This window comes from Rhizobacter sp., assembly GCF_046595475.1.
Lineage (GTDB): Bacteria > Pseudomonadota > Gammaproteobacteria > Burkholderiales > Burkholderiaceae_C > Rhizobacter.
Window position 1 is genome coordinate 41,473 of the sequence record NZ_JBKJOQ010000004.1, and the last position, 22,786, is coordinate 64,258.

Below are 22,786 nucleotides of genomic sequence, written 5' to 3' on the forward strand. Positions count from 1 at the left end.
CATGGCCTTGCTTCAGATTTCAGAACCCGGCGGCACCCCCGACCCGCATCAGCGCCGCATTGCGGTGGGCATTGACCTCGGCACCACGCATTCTCTGGTGGCCGCGGTGCGCAACGGCGTGGCCGAGTGTCTGCCCGATTCGGCCGGCCGCGTAATCCTTCCCTCTGCCGTGCGCTACCTCGAAGCCGGGCGCCGCCAGATCGGCCACGAGGCCTTGATGGAGGCTGCCACCGACCCGCGCAACACCATCGTGTCGGTCAAGCGCTTCATGGGGCGTGGGCTGGCCGACATCGCCCAGCGCGAGAAGCTGCCTTACGACTTCGTCGATGCCCCCGGCATGGTGCAGGTCAACACGGTCGACGGCATCAAGTCGCCGGTCGAGGTGTCGGCCGAGATATTGGCCACGCTGCGCTACCGCGCTGAAGACACCTTCGCCGACGACTTGTTCGGTGCCGTGATCACCGTGCCGGCCTACTTCGATGATGCACAGCGCCAGGCCACGAAAGACGCCGCCCAGCTCGCCGGCCTCAACGTGCTGCGCTTGATCAACGAACCCACGGCCGCGGCGATTGCGTACGGTCTGGAAAATAGCTCCGAAGGTCTCTATGCGGTGTACGACCTCGGCGGCGGCACCTTCGACATTTCGCTGTTGCGCCTGACGCAAGGCGTGTTCGAGGTGATTGCCACCGGTGGCGACTCAGCCTTGGGTGGTGACGACTTTGATGGTTTGCTTGCTGATTGGGCGCTGGCACACGCCGGCCTCACCGCCACCACCCCGCAAGACAAACGCGCCGTGCTGGTGGCCGCCCGTGCGGCCAAGGAAAAGCTGTCTTCTGCCGATCACGCCACCTTGGCCTGCCCTTTGAGCGGTGGCGAGCTGTCGGTGCGCGTGACGCGCGATGAGTTTCAGTCGCTTACGCAAGACCTCATGGCCCGCACCATGGGCGCGCTGCGCAAGGTGCTGCGCGACGCCAAGTCGGCAAAAGATGACGTACAGGGCGTCGTGATGGTGGGCGGCTCTACCCGCATGCCGCAGGTGCAGGCCGCGGTGGCCGCGTTCTTCGGCAAGACGCCGCTGACGAACCTCAACCCCGACGAAGTGGTAGCACTCGGCGCCGCCATTCAGGCCAACGCGTTGGCCGGCAACGCAGGGGCCGACGAGCTGCTGCTGCTCGATGTGATCCCGCTTTCGCTGGGCCTGGAGACCATGGGCGGTTTGGTCGAACGCATCATCCCGCGCAACAGCACTATCCCCACGGCGCGTGCGCAAGACTTCACCACCTTCAAAGACGGCCAGACCGCCATGGTCATACACGTGCTGCAAGGCGAGCGCGAGCTGGTGAGCGATTGCCGCTCGTTGGCGCGCTTCGAGCTGCGCGGCATCCCTCCGATGGTGGCGGGCGCGGCGCGCATACGCGTGAGCTTCCAGGTCGATGCCGATGGCCTGCTGGCCGTGAGTGCGCGTGAAGAAGGTTCGGGCGTCGAAGCCTCCATTTCCGTCAAACCCAGTTACGGCCTGTCGGACGACGAAGTGGCGCGCATGCTGACCGAGAGCTTCAGCACCGCCGAGGCCGACATGCGTGCGCGCAGCTTGCGTGAGTCACGCGTCGAGGCCGAGCGCATGCTATTGGCCACTCGCGCCGCACTGGTGGCCGACGGTGATCTGTTGGCCACCGACGAGAAAGCCAGCATTCAAGCCTTGCTGTCTTCACTTGAATCCATCAGCCTGAGCGAAGACCATGCGGCCATCGACACCGCTGTCGAGGCGCTCGCCAAAGGCACTGAAGCCTTCGCTGCCGAACGCATGAACCGCGGTATCCGCCGGGCACTGGCTGGCCGGCGCGTCGAAGAAGTCTGAGCACACAAGATGCCCATCATCAAGATCCTTCCCCACCCCGAGTACTGTCCGCAAGGCGCGCAGATCGAGGCCACGCCTGGCACTTCGCTTTGCGAGGCCATGCTTGAGCACGACATCGAGATCGAGCACGCTTGCGAGATGAGCGCGGCTTGCACCACCTGTCACGTGGTGGTGCGCGAGGGCTTGAGCTCGCTGGGTGAGATCGACGAAGTGGAAGAAGACCTGCTGGATCGCGCCTGGGGCCTGGAGCCGAGTTCCCGCCTCTCATGCCAGGCCATCCTTGCTCAGAAGGACGTGACGATCGAAATTCCCAAGTACTCGATCAATCACGCCAAAGAGAAGCACTGAGGTCGGCGGCATGCGAAAAAAAACCCCTGGCCTTGCGGGCCAGAGGTTTTATGAAAAGGGCTGGGGCCCTACTGAGGAGACAGTCGGCAAGCGCATCGCCCTTGCCGCTGACATATCAGCAAGCACTGTGCCTGCCGGGTCGCCTCAGGCGGCCGCCGCCAGATCCACACACACCATGCCGGGGTAGGTGTTCCAGCGGAAGGTGATGACGTAAGGATGTTGGCGTGCACTGGCCTCATTGGCGGCTCGGCCATGCACCACCCTGGGGACAGAGATCTCCAGGTCTTGGCCCAGGCTCTTGCGGGCGTTCCCGGCCAGGGTGTTGGCGATCTCGCCCACGGCGTCCAGCAGGTTGGCTTGCGACAGATTGGTCTCGCGCTGGATCAGCAACAGCTCTTTCAACGCCGCCGCCGGCAGCGACACGATCACCTGCCCGCTGAAGCGCCCCGAGAAGCTCACGATGCCGTTGAAGTCGTGGCAGGGCAGCGCGCCCATGCCCAAGAAGGCTGAGGTGATCTCGGGGGCGATGCGGCTCGTCACGTTGAAGTAGCGGCTCACCGAGTCGATGAACAAGCGCAGTTCGGATTCTTTCAAGGCGGCCATGGCTCAGCAGGTGTGGTCGAGTAGGCCCGCGAGGGCGAGTTGAAGGCTTTCGTCCGAGAACGGCTTGGGTAGAAAGCCATGCGCACCCAGGCGCAGAGCGCGAATGGCGGTCGATTTGTCGTCGAGCGCGCTGACCACGAGGATGCGCGTGCGGGGGTGCAAGGCCAGCAGCGCAGGGATACAGGCCAGGCCGTCCATCTCGGGCATGGTCAGGTCCATGGTCACGACATCGGGCGCGGCCTGGCGCGCGGCGCGCAGGGCCTCCTCGCCGTTGCGGGCCAAGCCGATCAGGGTCACATTGCCCAGTGCACCGCTTTGCACCACGCGGGCGATGCGCGAGCGCACGATGTTCGAGTCATCAACCACGAGCAATTTCATCCCGCTCATGTTGCGAGCTTCACCCGAAAGGCCGTGCCTTGGTTCATGCGGCTAGACACCAGCAGCCGCGCACCCAGGCGCCGTACCTCGTGCGCCACGATGTCTAGCCCGACGCCGCGGCCCGCATGCTCATCAGTCTTGTCTGCGGTGGAAAAGCCGGGTTTGAACACCTGCGAGACGATTTGCGAGGTGCTCATCTCGGCCAGCTGCGCTTCGTTGAACCAGCCGAGCGCCAGCAGCCGGCTGCGCACACGTTCGGCGCTCAGGCCAGAGCCGTCGTCGCGCACCAGCAGCTGCAATTGCTGGTCATCGTCGCGGGAGACTTCCACTTCTATGCAGGCTTCGGTCGGTTTGCCTTGCGCGGCGCGGGTGGTGGCGTCTTCCACGCCGTGGAAGACAGCATTGCGCACCAGCTGCAAGGCGATCTGGGTCAGGGCGTCTCGCGTGTGTGCTGGCAAGGTGGCCAGCGCTTCGAGCTGAGCCGACAGGCGAGCGGGTTTGGCGGTTGCGCTCGCAATGCGCGCCACCAAAGTGGCGAGCTGGCCTTTGAGCTGGTCGGTAGCGTGCGGCAGCGTTTCTACTGGCAAGGCGCGCTCGCGCAGCACCGATCGCTTGAGTGCTTGCAGGCGGGTCAGCAGCTCTTCCAGCGGCAGGGGCAGGGCCAACAAGGCTTCTCCGCTGACGACCTCTGACTCGCGCAGAGTCTGCAGCTGTGACTCGAACTCGTGCGCCGTGGCGCTGAGCAGGTCGAGCGACAGCATCGCTGCCTCCCCTTTGACGGAATGGACGTGTCGGTAAACGGCGTCAACCGTGCGGCGCATGCGTTTGGCGTCTGATCCGGCCTCGACCTCGCGCAGCAAATCATTGACCGACAGCAGTGAGGCTTCTGCGCGGTCGACAAAGCTGCGCAACGCGGTGGGGTCGGCCTCGAAGGCCTGCACCAGCAGATCGAACTCGCGCTGGGCGCGCCGCTGCTCTCCTGCCAACCGCTTCTCAAGCTCGACGCGAGGTGTCACGTCTTGCACCGTCACCAGGAGGTGCTTCACTTCGCGCCCTTCGAGCACCCGGCTGAACTGCATCGACAGGAAGCGCGGCTTGCGGTGGCCGAGCGCATCGGTCAGCGAGAGCTCCACTTCGGTGAGAGGGTTGATGCTTTGCACCAGGTCTTCTTTCACGTGCGGGGTGAACAGCAGCTCCATGTAGCCGCGCGCGTCGTCCAGGGTCTTGGCCGACACCAGCGGGGAGAGCAACGCAACGAAGTCGTCGCCAGCCAAGGCATTGCGGCCGAACATGCCAACCACTGAGCGCGAAATCTGGGTGCCGAGCTTCATGTCAGGTGTGAGCAAGAACAGGCCTTCTCGCACAACCGACAAGATTTCTTGCGTCTCGCCGCTCGCCTGCTCGGCCGCGGCGTCCGATTGCCGCAGCCGGCGGATGAACTTGAAGAGGATGAACAGGAAGTTGAGCAGCGCGAGCACGATGCCGCCGGTTTGCACCAAGCGCAGCGTGGAGGCACGCTTTGAGGCCGCGCCTTCGAGGTCGGTGGTGAGCTCGTTCATCAATCCAAGCAAGGCGAGATTGTTGGCGCGCGCATAGTCGGCCGCCACTTTCACGTAGCCCGGCTGGGCTATGGTGTCGGCTTCGCGCAGAGCGTCAAGCGTTTGTCGCCATGGCTCCCACACCGCCAATGCGCGGGCCAGGATGTCAGCGCTCTTGGGGCCCAACGCCGCCGGCAACTGAACGGAGCGCCCATCGCCGCCGGTCACTTGCGCGCCGTAGCGAAAGCCTTGCAGCGTGCTGTCGAAAAGCCGGCTGGCGAGCTGCAATTCGGCGAGCAGGGTCTGTGGCACGGGGCCACTCGTCACCGCCAGCTCGGACGCATACGAGGCCTTGGACAAGCGCTGCGTGAGCATGCGCTGGCGGCCGGCCAAGTTGATGGCGACGGCGTCTTCTGAAATCTGGAACGAGACGTAGAAGTTCAGTACCAGAACCGCCAAGTCGAACAGCAGGAAGAGCGCCACCGCAGTGATGATTTCGCGGTACTTGCCCAATGAAAAAGCAGCCTTGCGCGATCGACTGGGCACGCCGTCGCCGGCTATGGGCATTGCTGATGGGTTGAGAGCGAGGCCGGTGGCGCCGTGTAGAGGCATGGGTTTCCTTCCTGAAGGCTGGGCGGGCTATGCGTCGTGCCGATCGACAAGTGCTCACGCAAAAAAAGGGCCTGATGCGCGGCAGTGGATCGCCGCGAGGCGCGCTGAGCACTCGGGGCGCGCTTGCAAACCACCTCTTTTGAACACAACCGCCGCTCACCCAAACCTGGGGGGCAGGCCGCATGCGCGCACCAATGCTGCGCTGCAGCACCGAAATGGTGAGCCTTGTGCCCACAGTCTTCGTCACGCGCGCCTACTGGGAGAAAAGGGGGTTGCGCGGCCCTGGCATGTCATCTGCTTAGGTAGCCACGACGGCACGAGAAAGTGCCTCACAAATTATCGAACCTTGGGCAACGGCGTCCGATCGTTCAATGCGCAGCTTGGCGGTCGCGCGTTGGCGATCGGGCGCTGTTTTTGTTTCTGCCTTCAACTTGTTCCATGCACCGGGAGACCCTTGATGACCAATCGTTCGCAGCTCAATCGACGTCGCTTCATTGCCAACGCCACGGCGTTGGCAGGCGCCTCTGCCGTGTTGCCAGTCTTTGCACAAAAGAAGGCGCGGCCGGAAAAGGAGGCGGTGAAATTCGGCTTCATCAAGCTGACGGACTGTGTGCCTCTTGTCATCGCCTACGAGAAGAAGTTCTTTGACGACGAGGGCTTGTTTGTCACGCTGGAGGCGCAGGCCAACTGGAAGGTGCTACTCGACCGCGTGATCGACGGCCAACTCGATGGCGCGCACATGCTGGCAGGCCAGCCCTTGGGCGCCAACATCGGCTTCGGCACCAAGGCCGACATCATCACCGCCTTCAGCATGGACTTGAATGGCAACGCCATCACCGTGTCCAACCAGGTTTGGCAAGAAATGAAGCCGCTGCTGCCCATGGAAGGTGGCCGCGTCAAGCACCCCATCAAGGCCGACGCGCTCAAGGTCGTGGTCGACAAGTACAAGAAGGAAGGCAAGCCCTTCAAGATGGGCATGGTCTTCCCCGTGTCGACGCACAACTACGAGCTTCGCTACTGGCTGGCGGCCGGTGGTCTGCACCCGGGGTACTACACCGCGAGCGATATTTCGGGCACCTCGAACGCCGACGTGCTTCTCTCGGTCACGCCGCCGCCGCAGATGCCCGCCACCCTGGAGGCCGGCACCATCAATGGCTACTGCGTGGGCGAGCCGTGGAACCAGCAGGCTGTGTTCAAGGGCATAGGCGTGCCGGTGATCACCGACGACGAGATCTGGAAGAACAACCCCGAGAAGGTGTTTGGTGTGACCTCGGGCTGGGCCGAGAAGAACCCCAACACCCACATTGCAGTGATCAAGGCGCTGATCCGCGCCTGCATGTGGCTCGACGCCAGCATGGCCAACCGGATCGAGGCGGTGAAGATTCTGTCGAGGTCCAACTACGTGGGCGCTGACGCCGAGGTGATCGGCAACAGCATGACCGGCACCTTCGAATACGAGAAGGGCGACAAGCGCCCGATGCCCGACTTCAACGTGTTCTTCCGCTACCACGCCACCTACCCGTTCTACAGCGATGCCATCTGGTACCTGACGCAAATGCGCCGCTGGGGCCAGATTGGCGACAACAAGCCCGACAGCTGGTACTTCGAGACCGCGAAGAAGGTGTACCGCCCCGAGATCTACATGAAGGCGGCTGATGCGCTGATTGCCGAAGGCAAGGCCAAGGCGACTGACTTCCCGGTCAAGTCAGACGGCTTCCGTGGCCCGCAAAGCGGCTTCATCGACGGCATCGTCTACGACGGCAAGAAGCCCAGCGACTACCTGAAGAAATTCAAGATCGGCCTCAAGGCCGACAAGAGCGCCTGAGCGAAGCAACCCAGAACTTTCGAGGAACGACACATGGAACAAGTTGCCAAGTTGTTTGGTGCCCTGGGCGGGCGAGCCCCCGCTGACATGGCGCGTGCGCTGTTCATGAACCTGGGTGTGCCCGTCATTGCGTTTGCCATGTTCCTCGGGTTGTGGGCCTTCAGCGCCTCACGCATCCAGACCAGCCTGGGCGCAGTGCCCGGGCCGGCTCAGGTGGCCGAGCAGGTTGCTACGCTTTTGGCCGACCACGTGGCCGAGCGTCAAAAGCGTGCAGAGTTTTACAAGCGCCAGGACGAGCGCAACAAGGAGCGCCTTGCGGAAGACCCGAAGGCTGAAGTGCGGGTGTTCAACTGGACCGGAAGGCCCACTTACATCGACCAGATCATCACCAGCCTGATCACCGTGTTCACCGGCTTTCTGATCGCCACGGTCATTGCGGTGCCCCTGGGCATCTTGTGCGGCTCTTCGCGCATCGTGCAGTCGGCCTTGAACCCGATGGTGCAGATCTTCCGGCCGGTGTCTCCTTTGGCCTGGCTGCCCATCGTCACGCTGATCGTGAGCGCCGTCTACGTGACCACCGGCACGCCAATGTTCCAGAAATCGTTCCTGATCTCGGCCATCACGGTGACCTTGTGTTCGCTCTGGACGACGCTGCTCAACACCGCCATCGGCGTGACCTCGGTCGACAAAGACCTGATGAACGTGAGCAAGGTTTTGCAGCTGCCTTGGGGCACCAAGGTTCGCAAGATCATCTTGCCGTCTGCATTGCCTTACATCTTTACCGGCATGCGCTTGTCGCTCGGTGTGGGCTGGATGGTGTTGATCGCTGCAGAAATGCTGGCGCAGAACCCGGGCCTGGGCAAATTCGTCTGGGACGAATTCCAGAACGGCAGCTCCGACTCCTTGAGCCGAATCATGGTGGCCGTGTTCACCATCGGGGTGGTGGGCTTCTTGCTAGATCGGCTGATGCTCGGTCTGCAAAACCTTGTTTCGCGAGCGTGATGGAGCCAACCATGGGAACCAACATGCAAATGGCGCAAGCCCTGGCTGTGCCTGACTCAAGTGCGCTTGTCTCGCGCAAGGCGATCACACCGGTGGCCGCAACCGCGGCGCTTGAGTTGCGCGGCGTGAGCAAGCGATTCGGGCGTGGCGCTGGGGCGGCTGAAGTGCTGCACGACATCAACCTGAGCATTGCGCCGGGTGAGTTTGTCGCCATCGTGGGCTTCTCGGGCAGTGGCAAGACCACGCTGATCAATCTCTTGTCGGGGTTGCTCACCGCAGACGAAGGGCTGGTGCTCAAGCAGGGCCAGCCCATACGTGGCCCGGGGCCCGACCGGGGCGTTGTGTTTCAGAGCTATTCGCTGATGCCTTGGTTGAGCGTGCGAGACAACATCGCCTTGGCGGTCGACCGCGTGCACGCTGGCGAATCTGCCAAGGCGCGCAATGAGCGTGTGCTGCGATACGTCTCGATGGTCGGCCTCACCGCCGCCATCGACAAAAAACCTTCGCAGCTTTCGGGCGGCATGCGCCAGCGCGTGTCGGTGGCACGTGCCTTGGCCACCAACCCCGATGTGTTGCTGATGGACGAGCCTTTGTCAGCACTCGACGCGCTGACCCGCGCCAACCTGCAAGACGAGATCACACGCATCTGGAGCGAGCAGAAGAAGACGGTGCTGCTGATCACCAACGACGTAGACGAAGCGTTGATGCTGGCCGACCGGATCATCCCGCTCAACCCGGGGCCCAAGGCGACCTTGGGGCCGGCATTCAAGGTTGACATCCCGCGGCCTCGCGACCGGCGTGAAATGAACCATGACCCGCGCTTCAAGGCGCTGCGCGGCGAGATCACCAAGTACCTGATCGACATCGCCCACCAGCGCGGCCAGGGTGGCAGTGCCAAGGTGATTCCCTTGCCGACGCTGGTGCCCAAGGTGGAGCGCAGCAAGCTGCCCTCCCTGGCTTCGTTGACGCGCCTGCGACACGCAGCGCAGCTGCAGGAGATGGCGCAGGCCGAGGGGGTGGCGTCGGCCGTTGACGCGGTGGCGCAACAGAAGATTTCCGACGACCGTTTTGTTGAGTTTTCGCAAGTGGTGAAGGTCTACCCGACCCCCAAGGGCCCACAGACCGTGGTCGACGGTTTCGACATGCGCATGCGCAAGGGCGAGTTCATTTCGGTGATCGGCCACTCGGGCTGCGGCAAGTCCACTGTTTTGTCGATGGTGGCGGGGCTGACGGGCATCAGCGAGGGCGGCATCATTCTCGACGGCCGCGAGGTGGTGGGCGCCGGGCCTGACCGCGGTCTGGTATTTCAAGCCCCCAGCCTCATCCCGTGGCTCACGGCCTACGACAACGTCATGCTGGGCGTGAAGCGGGTGTTTGCTGAGGCTTCCTCGGCCGAGCGTCGCAACACGGTCGAGTACTACCTGTCGCGTGTGGGCCTGGGTGACTCCATGCACAAGCTGGCGAAAGATCTTTCCAACGGCATGAAGCAGCGCGTGGGCATCGCGCGGGCATTCGCGTTGTCGCCCAAGCTGCTCTTGCTGGACGAGCCCTTCGGCATGCTGGATTCACTCACGCGATGGGATCTGCAAGAGGTGCTGATGGAGGTGTGGGCGCGCAACCAGGTCACCGCCGTGATGGTCACACACGATGTCGACGAGGCCATCTTGCTCGCCGACCGTGTGGTGATGATGACCAACGGCCCCCGCGCCAAGATCGGCAAGATCATGGAGGTGACGCTGCCGCGCCCGCGCTCGCGCGCAGAGCTGCTGGCGCACCCACGCTACTACGAGCTGCGTGAGGAGCTGATCACCTTCCTGGAAGAGTGCGGTAGGCAGCACTGAAGCGGGGCCGCGTTGAATGCAAACAGCCGCTTTCGAGCGGCTGTTTTGTCTTGTCCGGTCGTGTGACACCCGGCGTGTCACCCGGCATGTCACCCGGTGCATCAGCCGCGCCAACCGATCTCGAAACTGTCGGCATAGGCTTGCGGGTTCGAGCCGTCCCAGACCTTGCCGTCGATCAAACGGCTGGTGCGCATGGGCGAGTTGGGCACGGCAATGCCAAGGGCTGACGCGGCCTCGCTGTACAGGGCTGTGCGATTGACCTCTTGCGCCACGGCCAGGTAGTCGGGGTGTTCTTTCAGCAGCCCCCAGCGCTTGTGCTGGGTCAGGAACCACATGCCGTCGGACAGGTAGGGGTAGTTGACCTCGCCATCGCGGAAGAACTGCATGTGGTGCGGGTCTTCCCAGGTGCGCCCCAGGCCGTTGGCATAGCAACCGACGATGCGCTCCCGAATGACATCGACCGAGGCGTCCACATAGCTCGTCGACGCAATGGTCTCGGCCATCTTCAGGCGGTTGTCCGGGCTGGCGTCGATCCAGCGGCTGGCTTCCAGCAGGGCCATCACCACGGCGCGACAAGTGTGGGGGTGGCGTGCCACAAAGTCGCTGGTCGTGGCCATCACCTTTTCGGGGTGATCCCGCCACACGTCTTGCGAGCTCGCCGCGTGAATGGAAACACCGTCGAGGATGCCGCGGTGGTTCCAGGGTTCACCCACAGAGAAACCGTCGATCTGACCGCTGCGCGTGTAGGCCACCATTTGCGGCGGGGGCACGACCACTGTCTTCACATCTGAAAACGGGTCGATGCCACCCGACGCCAACCAGTAGTAGAGCCACATGGCATGCGTGCCGGTGGGAAAGGTTTGTGCAAAGGTGCAGGCCCCCGGCCGCTTTCTGACCAGCGCAGCCAGCGAAGGCAAGTCCACCGCGCCTTGCTCGGTGATGCGCCGCGAGAGAGAGAGGCCTTGGCCGTTTTGGTTGAGCGTCATCAACACGGCCATGTCTTTCTTCGGCCCGCCCACACCCAGGTGCACACCGTAGACCAGGCCGTAGAGTGCGTGCGCCATGTCGAGGTCACCGCGCGCGAGCTTGTCACGCACGGCGGCCCAGGATGATTCACGCGTGGGCACGATGCGAATGCCGTGCTTGCGGTCGAAGCCGAGGGCTGACGCCATCACCACTGACGCGCAATCGGTGAGCGGCATGAAGCCGATGCGCACCTCTGCCAGCTCGGGTCTGTCGCTCCCGGTGAGTCGAAGAATGGGCCGCGGCGAACGGCCGTTGCTGCCCGGTGTGTTTGGGTTCATGGGTTCAGGCTGAAAAGGCAAGCCCCGTGCCAAGCCTGAGGTGCGGGTTCAGTTGGCAGGCGTGATGCACGCCTATCAAAGCAACTCGGCAATGTCGACGATGCGTTGTGCCACCTCGGCGATCTTCAGGCCCTTGTCCATGGCGGTCTTGCGCATGCGGGCATAGGCCTCGGCTTCGGGCAGGTTGTGGCGCTTGATCAGCAGGCCCTTGGCGCGGTCGATCAACTTGCGGTCGCTCAGCTCGGTGCGAGCGTCTGCCAGTGCCTGCAGCAAGGACTCCTGGTGCTTGAAGCGCGCCAACGCCACATCGAGTACCGGCCGAATGCGGTCGGTTTCAAGGCCAGCCACCACGTAGGCGGTAACCCCCGCCGCAATGGCCGCAGGCACGTGTGAGGTGTCATGGTCTTCGGTGAATAGCACGATGGGCCGGCGCGCGTCGCGCGTTGCCATGACCACGTGCTCGAGCATGTCGCGGGCTTGGCTCTCGGCGTCGATGATGATCATGTCGGGCGCGATCTGTGCGAGCCGGTCAGACAGGAACACATCGGCTGGCAAGACCGCCGCGATGTTGTAGCCGTTCTCAAGCAGGCCGATGTTCAGGCGCCTGTACCGCTCGGTCTCGGTTCCGGCCTGGGATTCCGAGTCGTCTGACACCAGGTCAGGTGCCACGATCACGATGCGCAGGGCGTTTGCAGGGGAGCTCGGTCGGGGCGCGGTCATGGTGCACAAAACTGCAACATCTGCGCCAGAAACGACGAAGCCCGCCAAAGGCGGGCTTCGTCGAGACAAATGGCGCGTCAGCGGTCGTTTGCCGACGTGGTCAGGGCGTTGCGAATCCAGCCGCCCAGTGGTCGCAGGGAGCCGAAGACCGACTCCGAGGTGAACAGATCGCGGTCAGCCAGCAGGCCTCGGCTGTTGAGCATCTCCAGAAATTGCCGGACTTCGGTGCGCCGTGCACCACTTTCGGCCGCCAGTTGGGCCACCGACATGTATCGGTGTGACAAATCGCTCAGCATACGGCGATAGGCCGTGTGGTGATACGGCGCAGGAAGATCGGCCCAAGCGACCAGACGGTATTCCTTCATGGTGGATTTCCCCAACTGACTGTCGTTGTTGGCAATCACATCGTGGCAATTGCTCGGATGTGCAGATTAGTGCGCGAACCTGTTGACGTGAAGAGCTTCTAGGGGTTTCGCGGGAAAACACCGATGCAAAGCTGTGGGTAACCACAGGCATTTTTGGGCGCAGTGTTGCGCTCGGTACACTCGGCTCGATGAGAGTTCTGGGTGTGGAGTCATCGTGTGACGAGACCGGTGTGGCGTTGGTCGACGCCGATGCAAGCGGTGTGCCGCGCTTGCTGGCGCATGCCCTGCACAGTCAGATCGACATGCATCAAGCCTATGGCGGCGTGGTGCCCGAGCTGGCGTCACGCGATCACATTCGGCGTGTGCTGCCTTTGACTCAACAAGTGCTGGTTGAGGCCGCCTGTGACCTCGCCAGCATTGATGTGGTGGCCTACACGCGTGGCCCAGGCCTGGCGGGGGCCTTGCTGGTGGGTGCGGGTGTGGCTTGCGCCTTGGGTGCGGCGCTGGGCAAACCGGTGTTGGGCGTACATCACCTGGAAGGGCATCTGCTCTCCCCGTTTCTGGCGAGCGACCCGCCTGAGTTTCCGTTTGTTGCGCTGCTCGTGTCGGGAGGCCACACGCAGTTGATGCGTGTGGACGACGTCGGCCAATACGAGCTGCTCGGCGAAACCATCGACGACGCTGCCGGGGAGGCCTTCGACAAGTCGGCCAAGATGATGGGCCTGGGCTACCCCGGTGGCCCGGCGCTCGCGCGTCTGGCTGAGTTTGGCGATGCCGGCACCTTCAACCTGCCGCGGCCGCTGCTGCACAGTGGCAACCTCGATTTCTCGTTTGCGGGGCTCAAGACGGCGGTGCGCACCCAGCTGCTAAAGCTCGGCAACGTGTGCGAGCAAGACAAGGCGCACCTGGCGGCGTCGACTCAGCAGGCCATCGTCGAGGTGCTGGTGAAAAAGTCGTTGGCCGCATTGAAGTTGACCGGCCTGAAGCGACTGGTCGTAGCCGGCGGCGTGGGTGCCAACGCCCGCTTGCGCGAAATGCTGAACGCCGAATGTGCCAAGCGCCAGTGCAGGGTGCATTACCCCGAACTGGCGCTGTGCACCGACAACGGCGCGATGATCGCGCTCGCCGCGGCCATGAGGCTGCAGCGCGGTATCGCGGCCACCAGCCGCGACTATGCGTTTGATGTGCGGCCGCGTTGGGAGCTTGCGGCCGCCTGATCGTGCATCAGCTGATGCTGATCTGCGTGGCGCCGGTCGGCACCCTCTTGGCCAGCGTCAAGGTGAGCACGCCGTTCTCGAACTTGGCGCTGGAGGTGGACTGGTCTACTTCGGCAGGCAAGCTCACGGTGCGTGCGTATTGCGCTGCACTGCGCTCGCGGTAGAGCACGCGTTCGCCTTCCTTGGCCTGTGCCGCAGTGGCGTTGGCTTCGATGTTGACGCAGCGGCCTTGCACCGTCACCTTCAGCTGATCCTTGGCCAAGCCGGGCAGATCGAGGGTCAGGGTGTATGCGGTGTCGCTCTCGGCCACGTCGAGTGCCGGCACGCGCGGCTCGCCGGACAGGTAGCTGTCGTTGAACAGGTGGTCGATGGCGCGCGAAAGGGTGGGGTTGACGCGGCGGGTGGAAGCGACTGGGGCAGGGAACAGAAACATGAGAGGTATCTCCTTGAAGATTCAACCGTGGCTACCGCACCGTGCAGCAACCCATGGCCCTCAACTAGGTTCCGCATTTTTGTTTTCAAGGGGCTTGAAATCTGACTTCTTCAACCCCGCTAGCATCGGCTGATCATGAGACCTGCCATTGCTGGTTTACCGGCTTCCAAGATTCGCGAGGTGGCCAATGCGGGCCTTGGCCGGAGCGACGTGCTGGCCTTCTGGTTCGGCGAAAGCGACGAGGCGACGCCTCTGGCTGTGAGCGAAGCGGCGATCGCGTCGCTGCGTGCGGGCGAAACTTTCTATTCACACAACCTTGGTTTGCCCGAACTGCGCGAGGCGCTGGCCGAGCAGTTGAGCGGTCTGCACAGCCCCATCGCGGCTGATCGCATTGCCGTTACCTCATCGGGTGTGAGTGCGCTGATGATCGCCAGCCAGTTGATCGTTGGCCCTGGCGACGAGGTGGTGGCGGTTGTCCCGGTGTGGCCCAACATCACCGCACAACCTGCCATCTTGGGCGCGCAGGTGAGGCGCGTGTCGTTGACTGTGAAAGACGACGCCTGGGTGCTCGATCTGCCTGCGCTGTTGGGGGCGATCACGCCGCAGACGCGGGCCGTGCTCATCAACGCACCCAACAACCCGACGGGCTGGACGCTCACCCGCGAAGAGCAGCAAGCATTGCTCGCGCACTGCCGACGTACTGGCACCTGGATCGTGGCCGACGAGGTCTACGAGCGCATCTACTTCGAGCCCGGCCAGCGCGCCGCGCCCAGCTTTCTCGACATTGCTGACGCCCACGATCTTCTGGTCGTGGCCCACAGCTTCTCCAAGAGCTTTCTGATGACGGGCTGGCGGCTGGGCTGGTTGGTGTTGCCGTCCGGGTTTTCGGGTGATGTCGCTAAGCTGATCGAGTTCAACACCTCTTGCGCGCCGGTGTTCGTCCAGCGCGCCGGTCTGGCCGCCGTGCGGGAAGCCGATGCCTTCGTGCCCGGCCTCGTTCAGCGCCTGAAAACTTGCCGGGACACGCTGCTCCCACGTTTGGCCGCGTTGCCGGGGGTGAGCGTCGCCACGCCCAGCGGTGGGATGTATGCCTTCTTTCGGGTAGAGGGCCAAGACGACTCGCTCGCCTTCGCCAAACGCCTGGTCGAAGACGTTGGGCTGGGGCTGGCGCCCGGCGTCGCCTTTGGTGACGAGGCCGAAGGCTGGCTGCGCTGGTGCTTCGCCTCGCGCGACCCGGCGCGGCTGGTGGAAGGGGTAGGTCGCCTGGGCCGTGTCCTTGGCCTATAATCAAAGGCTCCGTGCATTTCGTACGCCCGGAGACAAAGCACGGCGCGGGAAGGTTTCTCCCGCTACCGCAAGTCGCAACCCCGAAACCGCAGCAATAGCATTGACGAAAAGTCAGTCACCTGCGGCCGGACACCAGGAAACTGACATGTCTTTCGCTGAACTCAAGTCTGAAATCGTCAAGGCCAACGCACGCAGTGCGAACGACACGGGCTCCCCTGAAGTGCAAGTTGCACTGCTCACCGCCCGCATCAACGACCTGACCCCCCACTTCAAGCTCCACCTGAAAGACCATCATGGTCGCCGTGGCCTACTGAAGATGGTCAACACCCGCAAGAGCCTGTTGGCCTACCTGAAGAACACCGACGCAGACCGCTACACCGCGTTGATCCAGAAACTGGGTCTGCGCAAGTAATTTGCGCAAAATAGTGAAGAGCCTGTCTGGATTCGCCAGCACAGGCTCTTTGCATTTGGAGCCAGGCACCCAACGATGACGATGTGTCATTCCAACGGCGTTCCGCACGGAGCCCCTCTGGAATGGCATCGCGCCAGGTTGCCACAGCTCCGGGTCTCAAGGCACCGCCCGAAAGGCGCCGACTATCAAAGGAGAGATACATGAGCATGTTCAACAAAGTCACCAAGACCTTCCAATGGGGTCAGCACACCGTGAAGCTGGAAACGGGCGAGATCGCTCGCCAAGCCGGTGGTGCCGTGATCGTCGACATCGAAGACACCGTCATCCTGGCCACCGTGGTCGGGGCCAAGAACCCGAAGCCGGGCCAAGACTTCTTCCCGCTGACGGTCGACTACATCGAGAAGACCTACGCTGCGGGCAAAATCCCTGGCAGCTTCTTCAAGCGTGAAGGCCGCCCCAGCGAGCTCGAAACACTCACCTCGCGCCTGATCGACCGCCCGCTGCGCCCGCTGTTCCCCGAAGGCTTCTACAACGAAGTGCAGGTGGTGATCCACGTGCTGTCGCTGAACCCTGAAGTCTCGGCCGACATCGCCGCACTCATCGGCTCCAGCGCCGCGTTGGCCATCTCGGGCATCCCGTTCAACGGCCCCATCGGTGCTGCGCGCGTGGGCTATATCAACGGCCAGTACGTGCTGAACCCCGGCAAGACCCAGCTGCTCGAATCGCAGATGGACTTGGTGGTCGCCGGCACGCAAGCAGCGGTGCTGATGGTCGAGTCTGAAGCCAAGCAACTGAGCGAAGAGATCATGCTCGGCGGCATCGTGTTCGGCCATGAGCAAGGCAACATCGCCATTGCCGCGATCAACGACCTGGTGCGTGATGCCGGCAAGCCGGCCTGGGACTGGAAAGCGCCCGCCAAGGACGAAGCCTTCATCGGCAAGGTTGGCGCATTGGCTGAAGAGAAGCTGCGCGCTGCTTACCAGATTCGCTCCAAGCAAGCCCGCACGCATGCCACGCGTGAAGTGACGGCTGCCACGCTGGCAGCGCTCACTGCCGAAGGCACAGCGTTCGACAAGGTCAACGTCGACAACGTGCTGTTCGACATCGAAGCCAAGATCGTGCGCAGCCAGATTCTGTCGGGCGAGCCCCGCATCGACGGCCGCGACACCCGCACCGTGCGCCAGATCGAAATCCGCAACGGCGTGCTGCCGCGCGTGCACGGCTCGGCCCTGTTCACCCGTGGTGAAACACAGGCCCTGGTCGCTGCCACGCTCGGCACCGACCGAGACTCGCAGAAGATCGATGCTCTCGCCGGTGAATTTTCAGAGCACTTCATGCTTCACTACAACATGCCTCCGTTTGCCACTGGCGAAACCGGTCGCGTGGGCACCCCTAAGCGCCGCGAAATCGGCCACGGCCGCCTGGCCAAGCGCGCGCTCGTCGCGGTGCTGCCTGACCGCACTGAGTTCCCTTACTCGATGCGCGTGGTGTCTGAAATCACCGAGTCCAATGGCTCTTCGTCGATGGCTTCCGTCTGCGGCGGCTGTCTGGCGCTGATGGACGCTGGCGTGCCACTCAAGGCACACGTGGCCGGCATTGCCATGGGCCTGATCAAGGACGGCAACCGCTTCGCCGTGCTGACCGACATTCTGGGTGACGAAGATCACCTCGGTGACATGGACTTCAAGGTCGCTGGCACCACCGGTGGCATCACCGCGCTGCAGATGGACATCAAGATCCAGGGCATCACCAAGGAAATCATGCAAGTGGCGCTGGCGCAAGCCAAGGAAGCGCGTCTGCACATCCTTGGCAAGATGGTTGAGGCCATGGGCACCGCCAACACCGAGGTGTCGCAGTTCGCCCCGCGCCTGTACACCATGAAGATCAACCCCGAGAAAATCCGTGACGTGATCGGCAAGGGCGGCGCGACCATCCGTGCGCTGACCGAAGAGACCGGCACCACGATCGACATCGGCGAAGACGGCACCATCACCATCGCCTCGGCCGATGCCGACAAGGCCGCCCACGCCAAGAAGCGCATCGAAGAGATCACCGCCGAAGTGGAAGTGGGCAAGATCTACGAAGGCCCAATCACCAAGATTCTGGAGTTCGGTGCACTCGTGAACCTGCTGCCGGGCAAGGACGGCCTGCTGCACATCAGCCAGATCGCGCATCAGCGCGTCGAGAAGGTCACCGACTTCCTGAAAGAAGGCCAAGTGGTCAAGGTCAAGGTGCTTGAGACCGACGAGAAGGGTCGCGTCAAGCTGTCAATGAAGGCGCTGATCGAGCGTGAAGCTCTGCCTGCACACGACTGATGAGGTCGGGCTGCTTGCAGCCCGCTTCTCTCTTCACACCTGAGCCTGCATGCCATGAAAGCCATTGAAATTGCGTCCTTCGGCGCACCCGAGGTTCTGCGCCCCGCTGAGCGGCCGGCGCCGGTCGCGGGTACCGGCGAGGTGCTGATTCGTGTAGCGGCGTCTGGCGTGAACCGGCCCGACGTTTTGCAGCGCAAGGGGCACTATCCGGTGCCGCCAGGTGCGTCTGATCTACCGGGCCTGGAAGTCGCGGGCAGCATCGTTGAAGGCGACCGTGAAGCCATGGTGGCTGCTGGCCTGAAGCTGGGGGATCGTGTTTGCGCCCTGGTCGCGGGTGGTGGCTACGCCGAGCTCTGCGTGGCGCCGATCGGCCAATGCTTGCTGGTGCCGGCAGGCCTGAGCGACATCGACGCCGCCAGCCTGCCCGAGACCTTCTTCACCGTCTGGTCGAATGTTTTCGACCGTGCACGCCTGCAGCCGGGCGAAACGCTGCTGGTGCAGGGCGGCACGAGCGGCATTGGCGTCACCGCCATCCAGCTGGCCAAGGCTTGGGGTGCGACTGTCATTGCCACGGCAGGCAGCGATGAGAAATGCGCTGCATGCGTCTCGCTGGGTGCTGATCACGCCATCAACTACCGCAGCCAAGACTTCGCTGCTGAAGTGATGCGCATCACACAGAAGCGCGGCGTGAACGTCGTGCTCGACATGGTGGCAGGCCCCTATGTGGCGCGTGAGCTGAGTTGCATGGCCGAAGACGGCCGCCTGGTCATGATCGCAGTGCAAGGTGGCGTGGAAGCGCAGATCGACGCCGGCGTGGTGATGCGCAAGCGTCTCACCGTTACAGGCTCGACCCTGCGGCCAAGGCCCATTGCGTTCAAGACGGCCATCGCGCAGGCCCTGCGGCAACAGGTGTGGCCGTGGCTGGAAGCAGGCAAGGTCAAACCGGTGATCTTCAAGGTGTTTCCAGCCGAGCAAGCCGCGCAGGCACACACGCTGATGGAATCTAACGAGCACATCGGCAAGCTCGTCTTGACATGGTGAATCAGGGAATCAAACCCATGCGTCGCAAATTAGTGGTTGGCAACTGGAAGATGAACGGCGGTCGCGTGGCCAATGCCGAGCTGCTGGCTGCGCTGAAGGCCGCCGAGCCTTGGGACGCGAGCGTTGCAGTGTGTGCGCCGTTCCCCTATCTGGCTGACGTGGCGCTGTCGCTGCAGGGCAGCCGCATCGTTTGGGGTTCACAAGATTGTTCGGCACACGAGTTGGGTGCCTACACCGGCGAGGTGTCGGCGGCGATGCTGGCCGAATTCGGCTGCCACTACGCCATCGTGGGCCACTCGGAGCGCCGCGCGTTTCACGCCGAGTCCGATCAACTGGTGGCTGACAAGGCCAAAGCTGCATTGGCTCATAAGCTCACGCCCATCGTGTGTGTGGGTGAAACGCTGGCAGAGCGCGAAGCCGGGCAGACTGATGCGGTGGTGAAGCGCCAGCTGTCGGCTGTGATTCACACGCTGGCGCACTGCATCTCGCAGGTTGTGGTGGCATATGAGCCTGTGTGGGCCATCGGCACCGGCAAAACGGCCTCGCCGGAGCAAGCGCAAGCGGTGCATGCGCTGCTGCGTGCCCAGTTGCACGCCGCCACTCAAAAGTCAGACGAAATGTTGATCCTGTACGGCGGCAGCGTGAAAGCCGACAACGCGGTGCAGCTGTTTTCGCAGCCCGACATCGATGGCGGGCTCATCGGCGGCGCATCCCTCAAGGCGTCGGACTTTGCCGCCATCTGCAAGGCAGCAAGCTGAGCCGAGCCTGAAGAATTTTTTGGAGCATAAGAAATGCAAGTGTTGATGAACGTCGTGGTGGCCCTGCAGATTCTTGCGGCCTTGGTCATGATCGGGCTGGTGCTGATCCAGCACGGCAAAGGTGCAGACATGGGTGCCTCGTTCGGCAGTGGCGCATCGGGCAGCCTTTTTGGCGCCACCGGCAGTGCCAACTTCCTTTCGCGCTCAACCGCGGTTTGCGCGGCAGTGTTCTTCTGCTGCACGCTCGCACTGGCCTACTCGGCCAACCATCGCAACACGACGACGGGTACCAGCGTGCTCGACCGCGCAGCGCAGGCCGCTAGCGCTCCGGCCAGCGCCGCGGTGCTGATTCCGGGCACCTCGGCTTCTGCGCCTGTGGCGGCCTCTGCGTCGGCAGTTGCTGCTTCGGGCGCGGCCATTCCGCAGAAGTGAGCTTGCGTTGCCGTGTCACGGGGTAAAAAGTTGACTGCTGCGATGCAGCAGGCGGCCAAGACTGCCTAGGGTTTGAGGTTAGAATTTACGGCTGTCTGGTGAGCTACTCCTCATGCAATCCAGACGCCGCTGCCAGCAGTCGCGTGGCAGCAAACCGTTAGGCCGACGTGGTGAAATTGGTAGACACGCTATCTTGAGGGGGTAGTGGCGAAAGCTGTGCGAGTTCGAGTCTCGCCGTCGGCACCAGATCTATCGGCAAGGCGCTTACCCAGTGCCTTGCCGGCATCAAAAAGCCAAACACGCTCACCATGAATCTGGCCCCTTACCTTCCTGTGATCTTGTTCATCCTGGTTGGTGTGGCGGTGGGTGTAGCGCCTCAGGTGCTTGGCTTCCTGTTCGGCCCGCATCGTCCTGATGCTGCCAAGAACTCCCCTTACGAATGCGGTTTCGAAGCGTTTGAAGACGCTCGCATGAAGTTCGATGTGCGCTACTACCTCGTCGCCATCCTCTTCATCCTTTTCGACCTGGAAATTGCTTTCCTCTTCCCGTGGGCCGTATCGCTGCGCGAGATCGGTGTGGCGGGCTTCTGGGCCATGATGTTGTTCCTGGGCATTCTGGTCGTGGGCTTCGCCTACGAGTGGAAAAAGGGCGCCCTGGATTGGGAGTAGTCACATGGGAATTGAAGGTGTTCTGAAAGAGGGCTTCGTCACCACAAGCGTCGACGCGCTGATCAACTGGTCCAAGACTGGTTCCTTGTGGCCCATGACTTTTGGCTTGGCTTGCTGCGCGGTTGAAATGATGCACGCCGGTGCGGCGCGGTACGACATCGACCGTTTCGGCATGCTGTTTCGCCCGAGCCCGCGCCAATCAGATCTGATGATCGTCGCCGGCACGCTGTGCAACAAGATGGCGCCGGCCTTGCGCAAGGTCTACGACCAGATGGCCGAGCCGCGCTGGGTGCTCTCCATGGGCTCCTGCGCCAACGGTGGCGGCTACTACCACTACAGCTACTCGGTGGTGCGCGGTTGTGACCGCATCGTGCCGGTCGACGTGTATGTGCCAGGCTGCCCACCGACGGCCGAGGCCCTGCTCTACGGCATCTTGCAGCTGCAAGCCAAGATCCGCCGCGAAAACACCATTGCGCGCTGAGCCCCCATGAGCAGACTCGATATTCTTCAGGCGACACTTGAAGCCGAATTAGGCCAGCGCATCAAGAAGCTGGTGCGCGACCGCGGTGAAATCACGATCACCGTGGCTGCGGTCGACTACCTCGCTGTGGCCACCCAGCTGCGCGACAGTGCCGCTCTGCGCTTCGAGCAGCTCGTCGATATCTGCGGCGTCGACTACTCCGCCTACAAAGACGAGCCGCAAGAAGGCCTGCGCTTCGGCGTGGTGTCGCACCTGCTGTCCATCACCCACAACTGGCGCGTGCGGCTCAAGGTCTTTTGCCCCGATGACGATCTGCCTTCGGTGCAGTCGATCACCCCGGTCTGGAACTCAGCCAACTGGTTCGAGCGCGAAGCCTTCGACCTCTACGGCATCTTGTTCGAAGGCCACGTCGACCTGCGCCGCATCCTTACCGACTACGGTTTCATTGGTCACCCGTTCCGCAAAGATTTCCCGACCTCGGGCCACGTCGAGATGCGGTACGACCCCGAACAGAAACGCGTGATCTATCAGCCGGTCACGATCGAGCCGCGCGAGATCACGCCGCGCATCATTCGCGAAGACAACTACGGCGGGCTGCACTGAGCGCGCGAGCGCGAAGCAAGACTCCATGGCTGAAATCAAAAACTACACGCTCAATTTCGGACCGCAGCACCCGGCCGCCCACGGCGTGCTGCGCCTCGTGCTGGAGCTTGACGGCGAAGTGATCCAGCGCGCCGACCCGCATATCGGTCTCTTGCACCGCGCCACCGAGAAGCTGGCTGAGAGCAAGACCTACATCCAGTCGTTGCCCTACATGGACCGCCTCGATTACGTGTCGATGATGTGCAACGAGCACGCCTACTGCCTGGCCATCGAGCGCCTGCTGGGGGTCGACGTGCCCGAGCGTGCGCAGTACATCCGCGTGATGTTCTCCGAGATCACGCGCTTGCTCAATCACCTGATGTGGCTGGGTGCACACGGCATCGACTGTGGCGCGATGAACATGCTGATCTACTGCTTTCGCGAACGCGAAACGCTGTTCGACATGTACGAAGCGGTATCTGGCGCGCGTATGCATGCGGCGTATTTTCGGCCGGGCGGCGTTTACCGTGACCTGCCCGATTCGATGCCCCAGTACAAGGCGTCGAAGATTCACAACGCCAAGGCCATCTCCCGACTGAACGAGAACCGCTCGGGATCGTTGCTCGATTTCATCGACGACTTCTGCCAGCGCTTTCCGGCCAACGTCGACGACTACGAGACGCTGCTCACCGACAACCGCATCTGGAAGCAGCGCACCGTGGGCATCGGCGTGGTGTCGCCGGAGCGCGCGCTGAACCTCGGCTTC

The 22,786-nt window shown here is 62.9% G+C and carries 23 protein-coding genes, 1 tRNA gene and 1 pseudogene; 18 read left to right on the forward strand and 7 right to left on the reverse strand.

The genetic code is table 11. The features are described from left to right. The first annotated feature begins 1 nt into the window (after window position 1). Together hscA and fdx are read left to right on the forward strand one after the other, a co-directional pair. A complete protein-coding gene (gene hscA / locus AC30QB_RS00825) occupies window positions 2-1,858 on the forward strand; it encodes a Fe-S protein assembly chaperone HscA (protein WP_489544284.1) in 1,857 nt (618 codons plus the stop codon). A gap of 9 nt (window positions 1,859-1,867) precedes the next feature. Next, entirely contained in the window at window positions 1,868-2,206 is a 339-nt protein-coding gene (fdx, locus tag AC30QB_RS00830; protein WP_489544285.1) for an ISC system 2Fe-2S type ferredoxin, read from the forward strand. Window positions 2,207-2,350: 144 nt separating this feature from the next. On the opposite strand, the gene AC30QB_RS00835 is transcribed toward fdx, so the two are convergent. Genes AC30QB_RS00835 through AC30QB_RS00845 form a run of 3 tightly spaced genes read right to left on the reverse strand, consistent with a single transcriptional unit; the run spans window position 2,351 to window position 5,337 of the window. Next, window positions 2,351-2,809 (reverse strand): chemotaxis protein CheX, encoded by a 459-nt coding sequence (locus AC30QB_RS00835; RefSeq protein WP_489544286.1) that lies wholly within the window; start codon window positions 2,807-2,809, stop codon window positions 2,351-2,353. Window positions 2,810-2,812: 3 nt separating this feature from the next. Further along, on the reverse strand, window positions 2,813-3,196 hold the full coding sequence (locus AC30QB_RS00840; protein WP_489544287.1) for a response regulator transcription factor: 384 nt from the start codon (window positions 3,194-3,196) through the stop codon (window positions 2,813-2,815). Continuing rightward, window positions 3,193-5,337: an ATP-binding protein gene (locus tag AC30QB_RS00845; protein WP_489544288.1), complete on the reverse strand. Its 2,145-nt coding sequence runs from the start codon at window positions 5,335-5,337 to the stop codon at window positions 3,193-3,195. Before AC30QB_RS00845 ends, AC30QB_RS00840 begins: the two co-directional genes overlap by 4 nt. A 457-nt stretch (window positions 5,338-5,794) precedes the next feature. Here AC30QB_RS00845 and AC30QB_RS00850 point away from each other — a divergent pair, with 457 nt between their 5' ends. The 4 genes and pseudogenes from AC30QB_RS00850 to AC30QB_RS00865 all read left to right on the forward strand — a co-directional run bounded on the left by AC30QB_RS00850 (window position 5,795) and on the right by AC30QB_RS00865 (window position 10,005). Beyond that, window positions 5,795-7,162 carry a CmpA/NrtA family ABC transporter substrate-binding protein gene (locus tag AC30QB_RS00850; RefSeq protein WP_489544289.1) on the forward strand — a complete coding sequence of 456 codons (1,368 nt, stop codon included), beginning with the start codon at window positions 5,795-5,797 and terminating at the stop codon, window positions 7,160-7,162. Between the two features lie 33 nt (window positions 7,163-7,195). After that, window positions 7,196-8,164 (forward strand): ABC transporter permease, encoded by a 969-nt coding sequence (locus AC30QB_RS00855; RefSeq protein ID WP_489544290.1) that lies wholly within the window; start codon window positions 7,196-7,198, stop codon window positions 8,162-8,164. Between the two features lie 29 nt (window positions 8,165-8,193). After that, window positions 8,194-8,745, forward strand: a pseudogene (locus AC30QB_RS00860) (ABC transporter ATP-binding protein); the annotation flags it as partial. Window positions 8,746-9,162: 417 nt separating this feature from the next. After that, on the forward strand, window positions 9,163-10,005 hold the full coding sequence (locus tag AC30QB_RS00865) for an ABC transporter ATP-binding protein (protein ID WP_489544307.1): 843 nt from the start codon (window positions 9,163-9,165) through the stop codon (window positions 10,003-10,005). A 101-nt stretch (window positions 10,006-10,106) separates the two neighbouring features. Here AC30QB_RS00865 and AC30QB_RS00870 read toward each other — a convergent pair whose 3' ends face one another. The 3 genes from AC30QB_RS00870 to AC30QB_RS00880 form a co-directional block, all read right to left on the reverse strand. Next, window positions 10,107-11,309 carry a CmpA/NrtA family ABC transporter substrate-binding protein gene (locus AC30QB_RS00870; protein ID WP_489544291.1) on the reverse strand — a complete coding sequence of 401 codons (1,203 nt, stop codon included), beginning with the start codon at window positions 11,307-11,309 and terminating at the stop codon, window positions 10,107-10,109. A gap of 75 nt (window positions 11,310-11,384) precedes the next feature. Next, a complete protein-coding gene (locus AC30QB_RS00875) occupies window positions 11,385-12,029 on the reverse strand; it encodes an ANTAR domain-containing response regulator (protein ID WP_489544292.1) in 645 nt (214 codons plus the stop codon). Window positions 12,030-12,106: 77 nt separating this feature from the next. Further along, window positions 12,107-12,433 carry a hypothetical protein gene (locus tag AC30QB_RS00880; RefSeq protein ID WP_489544293.1) on the reverse strand — a complete coding sequence of 109 codons (327 nt, stop codon included), beginning with the start codon at window positions 12,431-12,433 and terminating at the stop codon, window positions 12,107-12,109. 149 nt (window positions 12,434-12,582) lie between these two features. On the opposite strand from AC30QB_RS00880, the gene tsaD reads away from it, so the two are divergent. After that, on the forward strand, window positions 12,583-13,611 hold the full coding sequence (gene tsaD, locus AC30QB_RS00885; protein ID WP_489544294.1) for a tRNA (adenosine(37)-N6)-threonylcarbamoyltransferase complex transferase subunit TsaD: 1,029 nt from the start codon (window positions 12,583-12,585) through the stop codon (window positions 13,609-13,611). A 7-nt stretch (window positions 13,612-13,618) separates the two neighbouring features. Here the strand turns inward: tsaD and AC30QB_RS00890 are convergent, their stop codons facing one another. Further along, window positions 13,619-14,044: an Hsp20/alpha crystallin family protein gene (locus AC30QB_RS00890; RefSeq protein WP_489544295.1), complete on the reverse strand. Its 426-nt coding sequence runs from the start codon at window positions 14,042-14,044 to the stop codon at window positions 13,619-13,621. Between the two features lie 135 nt (window positions 14,045-14,179). On the opposite strand from AC30QB_RS00890, the gene AC30QB_RS00895 reads away from it, so the two are divergent. From AC30QB_RS00895 to AC30QB_RS00945, 11 genes are all read left to right on the forward strand, one after another. Continuing rightward, window positions 14,180-15,331, forward strand: coding sequence for a pyridoxal phosphate-dependent aminotransferase (locus tag AC30QB_RS00895; protein ID WP_489544296.1), 1,152 nt, complete (start codon window positions 14,180-14,182; stop codon window positions 15,329-15,331). Window positions 15,332-15,476: 145 nt separating this feature from the next. After that, window positions 15,477-15,743 (forward strand): 30S ribosomal protein S15, encoded by a 267-nt coding sequence (rpsO, locus tag AC30QB_RS00900; RefSeq protein WP_489544297.1) that lies wholly within the window; start codon window positions 15,477-15,479, stop codon window positions 15,741-15,743. Between the two features lie 200 nt (window positions 15,744-15,943). Beyond that, window positions 15,944-18,058: a polyribonucleotide nucleotidyltransferase gene (gene pnp, locus AC30QB_RS00905; protein WP_489544298.1), complete on the forward strand. Its 2,115-nt coding sequence runs from the start codon at window positions 15,944-15,946 to the stop codon at window positions 18,056-18,058. A 54-nt stretch (window positions 18,059-18,112) separates the two neighbouring features. Next, window positions 18,113-19,099 (forward strand): NAD(P)H-quinone oxidoreductase, encoded by a 987-nt coding sequence (locus tag AC30QB_RS00910; protein WP_489544299.1) that lies wholly within the window; start codon window positions 18,113-18,115, stop codon window positions 19,097-19,099. A gap of 17 nt (window positions 19,100-19,116) precedes the next feature. Beyond that, entirely contained in the window at window positions 19,117-19,857 is a 741-nt protein-coding gene (tpiA, locus tag AC30QB_RS00915) for a triose-phosphate isomerase (RefSeq protein ID WP_489544300.1), read from the forward strand. Window positions 19,858-19,890: 33 nt separating this feature from the next. Continuing rightward, complete coding sequence (gene secG / locus AC30QB_RS00920; RefSeq protein WP_489544301.1) at window positions 19,891-20,289, forward strand: preprotein translocase subunit SecG; 399 nt, start codon at window positions 19,891-19,893, stop codon at window positions 20,287-20,289. Window positions 20,290-20,450: 161 nt separating this feature from the next. Then, window positions 20,451-20,535, forward strand: a tRNA-Leu gene (locus AC30QB_RS00925). 62 nt (window positions 20,536-20,597) lie between these two features. Then, complete coding sequence (locus AC30QB_RS00930; RefSeq protein ID WP_489544302.1) at window positions 20,598-20,957, forward strand: NADH-quinone oxidoreductase subunit A; 360 nt, start codon at window positions 20,598-20,600, stop codon at window positions 20,955-20,957. A 4-nt stretch (window positions 20,958-20,961) separates the two neighbouring features. Next, a complete protein-coding gene (locus AC30QB_RS00935; RefSeq protein ID WP_489544303.1) occupies window positions 20,962-21,438 on the forward strand; it encodes a NuoB/complex I 20 kDa subunit family protein in 477 nt (158 codons plus the stop codon). 6 nt (window positions 21,439-21,444) lie between these two features. Beyond that, window positions 21,445-22,041 carry an NADH-quinone oxidoreductase subunit C gene (locus tag AC30QB_RS00940; protein ID WP_489544304.1) on the forward strand — a complete coding sequence of 199 codons (597 nt, stop codon included), beginning with the start codon at window positions 21,445-21,447 and terminating at the stop codon, window positions 22,039-22,041. Between the two features lie 25 nt (window positions 22,042-22,066). Beyond that, window positions 22,067-22,786 (forward strand): NADH-quinone oxidoreductase subunit D-related protein (locus tag AC30QB_RS00945; protein ID WP_489544305.1); only part of this gene is annotated, 720 nt, incomplete at its 3' end.

Excerpts from the sequence above, each read along its gene's own strand:
- hscA (WP_489544284.1), top strand. The coding sequence starts at position 2 with ATGGCCTTGCTTCAGATTTCAGAACCCGGCGGCACCCCCGACCCGCAT.
- fdx (WP_489544285.1), top strand. The coding sequence starts at position 1,868 with ATGCCCATCATCAAGATCCTTCCCCACCCCGAGTACTGTCCGCAAGGC.
- AC30QB_RS00835 (WP_489544286.1), bottom strand. The coding sequence starts at position 2,809 with ATGGCCGCCTTGAAAGAATCCGAACTGCGCTTGTTCATCGACTCGGTG.
- AC30QB_RS00840 (WP_489544287.1), bottom strand. The coding sequence starts at position 3,196 with ATGAGCGGGATGAAATTGCTCGTGGTTGATGACTCGAACATCGTGCGC.
- AC30QB_RS00845 (WP_489544288.1), bottom strand. The coding sequence starts at position 5,337 with ATGCCTCTACACGGCGCCACCGGCCTCGCTCTCAACCCATCAGCAATG.
- AC30QB_RS00850 (WP_489544289.1), top strand. The coding sequence starts at position 5,795 with ATGACCAATCGTTCGCAGCTCAATCGACGTCGCTTCATTGCCAACGCC.
- AC30QB_RS00855 (WP_489544290.1), top strand. The coding sequence starts at position 7,196 with ATGGAACAAGTTGCCAAGTTGTTTGGTGCCCTGGGCGGGCGAGCCCCC.
- AC30QB_RS00865 (WP_489544307.1), top strand. The coding sequence starts at position 9,163 with ATGGCGCAGGCCGAGGGGGTGGCGTCGGCCGTTGACGCGGTGGCGCAA.
- AC30QB_RS00870 (WP_489544291.1), bottom strand. The coding sequence starts at position 11,309 with ATGAACCCAAACACACCGGGCAGCAACGGCCGTTCGCCGCGGCCCATT.
- AC30QB_RS00875 (WP_489544292.1), bottom strand. The coding sequence starts at position 12,029 with ATGACCGCGCCCCGACCGAGCTCCCCTGCAAACGCCCTGCGCATCGTG.
- tsaD (WP_489544294.1), top strand. The coding sequence starts at position 12,583 with ATGAGAGTTCTGGGTGTGGAGTCATCGTGTGACGAGACCGGTGTGGCG.
- AC30QB_RS00890 (WP_489544295.1), bottom strand. The coding sequence starts at position 14,044 with ATGTTTCTGTTCCCTGCCCCAGTCGCTTCCACCCGCCGCGTCAACCCC.
- AC30QB_RS00895 (WP_489544296.1), top strand. The coding sequence starts at position 14,180 with ATGAGACCTGCCATTGCTGGTTTACCGGCTTCCAAGATTCGCGAGGTG.
- rpsO (WP_489544297.1), top strand. The coding sequence starts at position 15,477 with ATGTCTTTCGCTGAACTCAAGTCTGAAATCGTCAAGGCCAACGCACGC.
- pnp (WP_489544298.1), top strand. The coding sequence starts at position 15,944 with ATGAGCATGTTCAACAAAGTCACCAAGACCTTCCAATGGGGTCAGCAC.
- AC30QB_RS00910 (WP_489544299.1), top strand. The coding sequence starts at position 18,113 with ATGAAAGCCATTGAAATTGCGTCCTTCGGCGCACCCGAGGTTCTGCGC.
- tpiA (WP_489544300.1), top strand. The coding sequence starts at position 19,117 with ATGCGTCGCAAATTAGTGGTTGGCAACTGGAAGATGAACGGCGGTCGC.
- secG (WP_489544301.1), top strand. The coding sequence starts at position 19,891 with ATGCAAGTGTTGATGAACGTCGTGGTGGCCCTGCAGATTCTTGCGGCC.
- AC30QB_RS00930 (WP_489544302.1), top strand. The coding sequence starts at position 20,598 with ATGAATCTGGCCCCTTACCTTCCTGTGATCTTGTTCATCCTGGTTGGT.
- AC30QB_RS00935 (WP_489544303.1), top strand. The coding sequence starts at position 20,962 with ATGGGAATTGAAGGTGTTCTGAAAGAGGGCTTCGTCACCACAAGCGTC.
- AC30QB_RS00940 (WP_489544304.1), top strand. The coding sequence starts at position 21,445 with ATGAGCAGACTCGATATTCTTCAGGCGACACTTGAAGCCGAATTAGGC.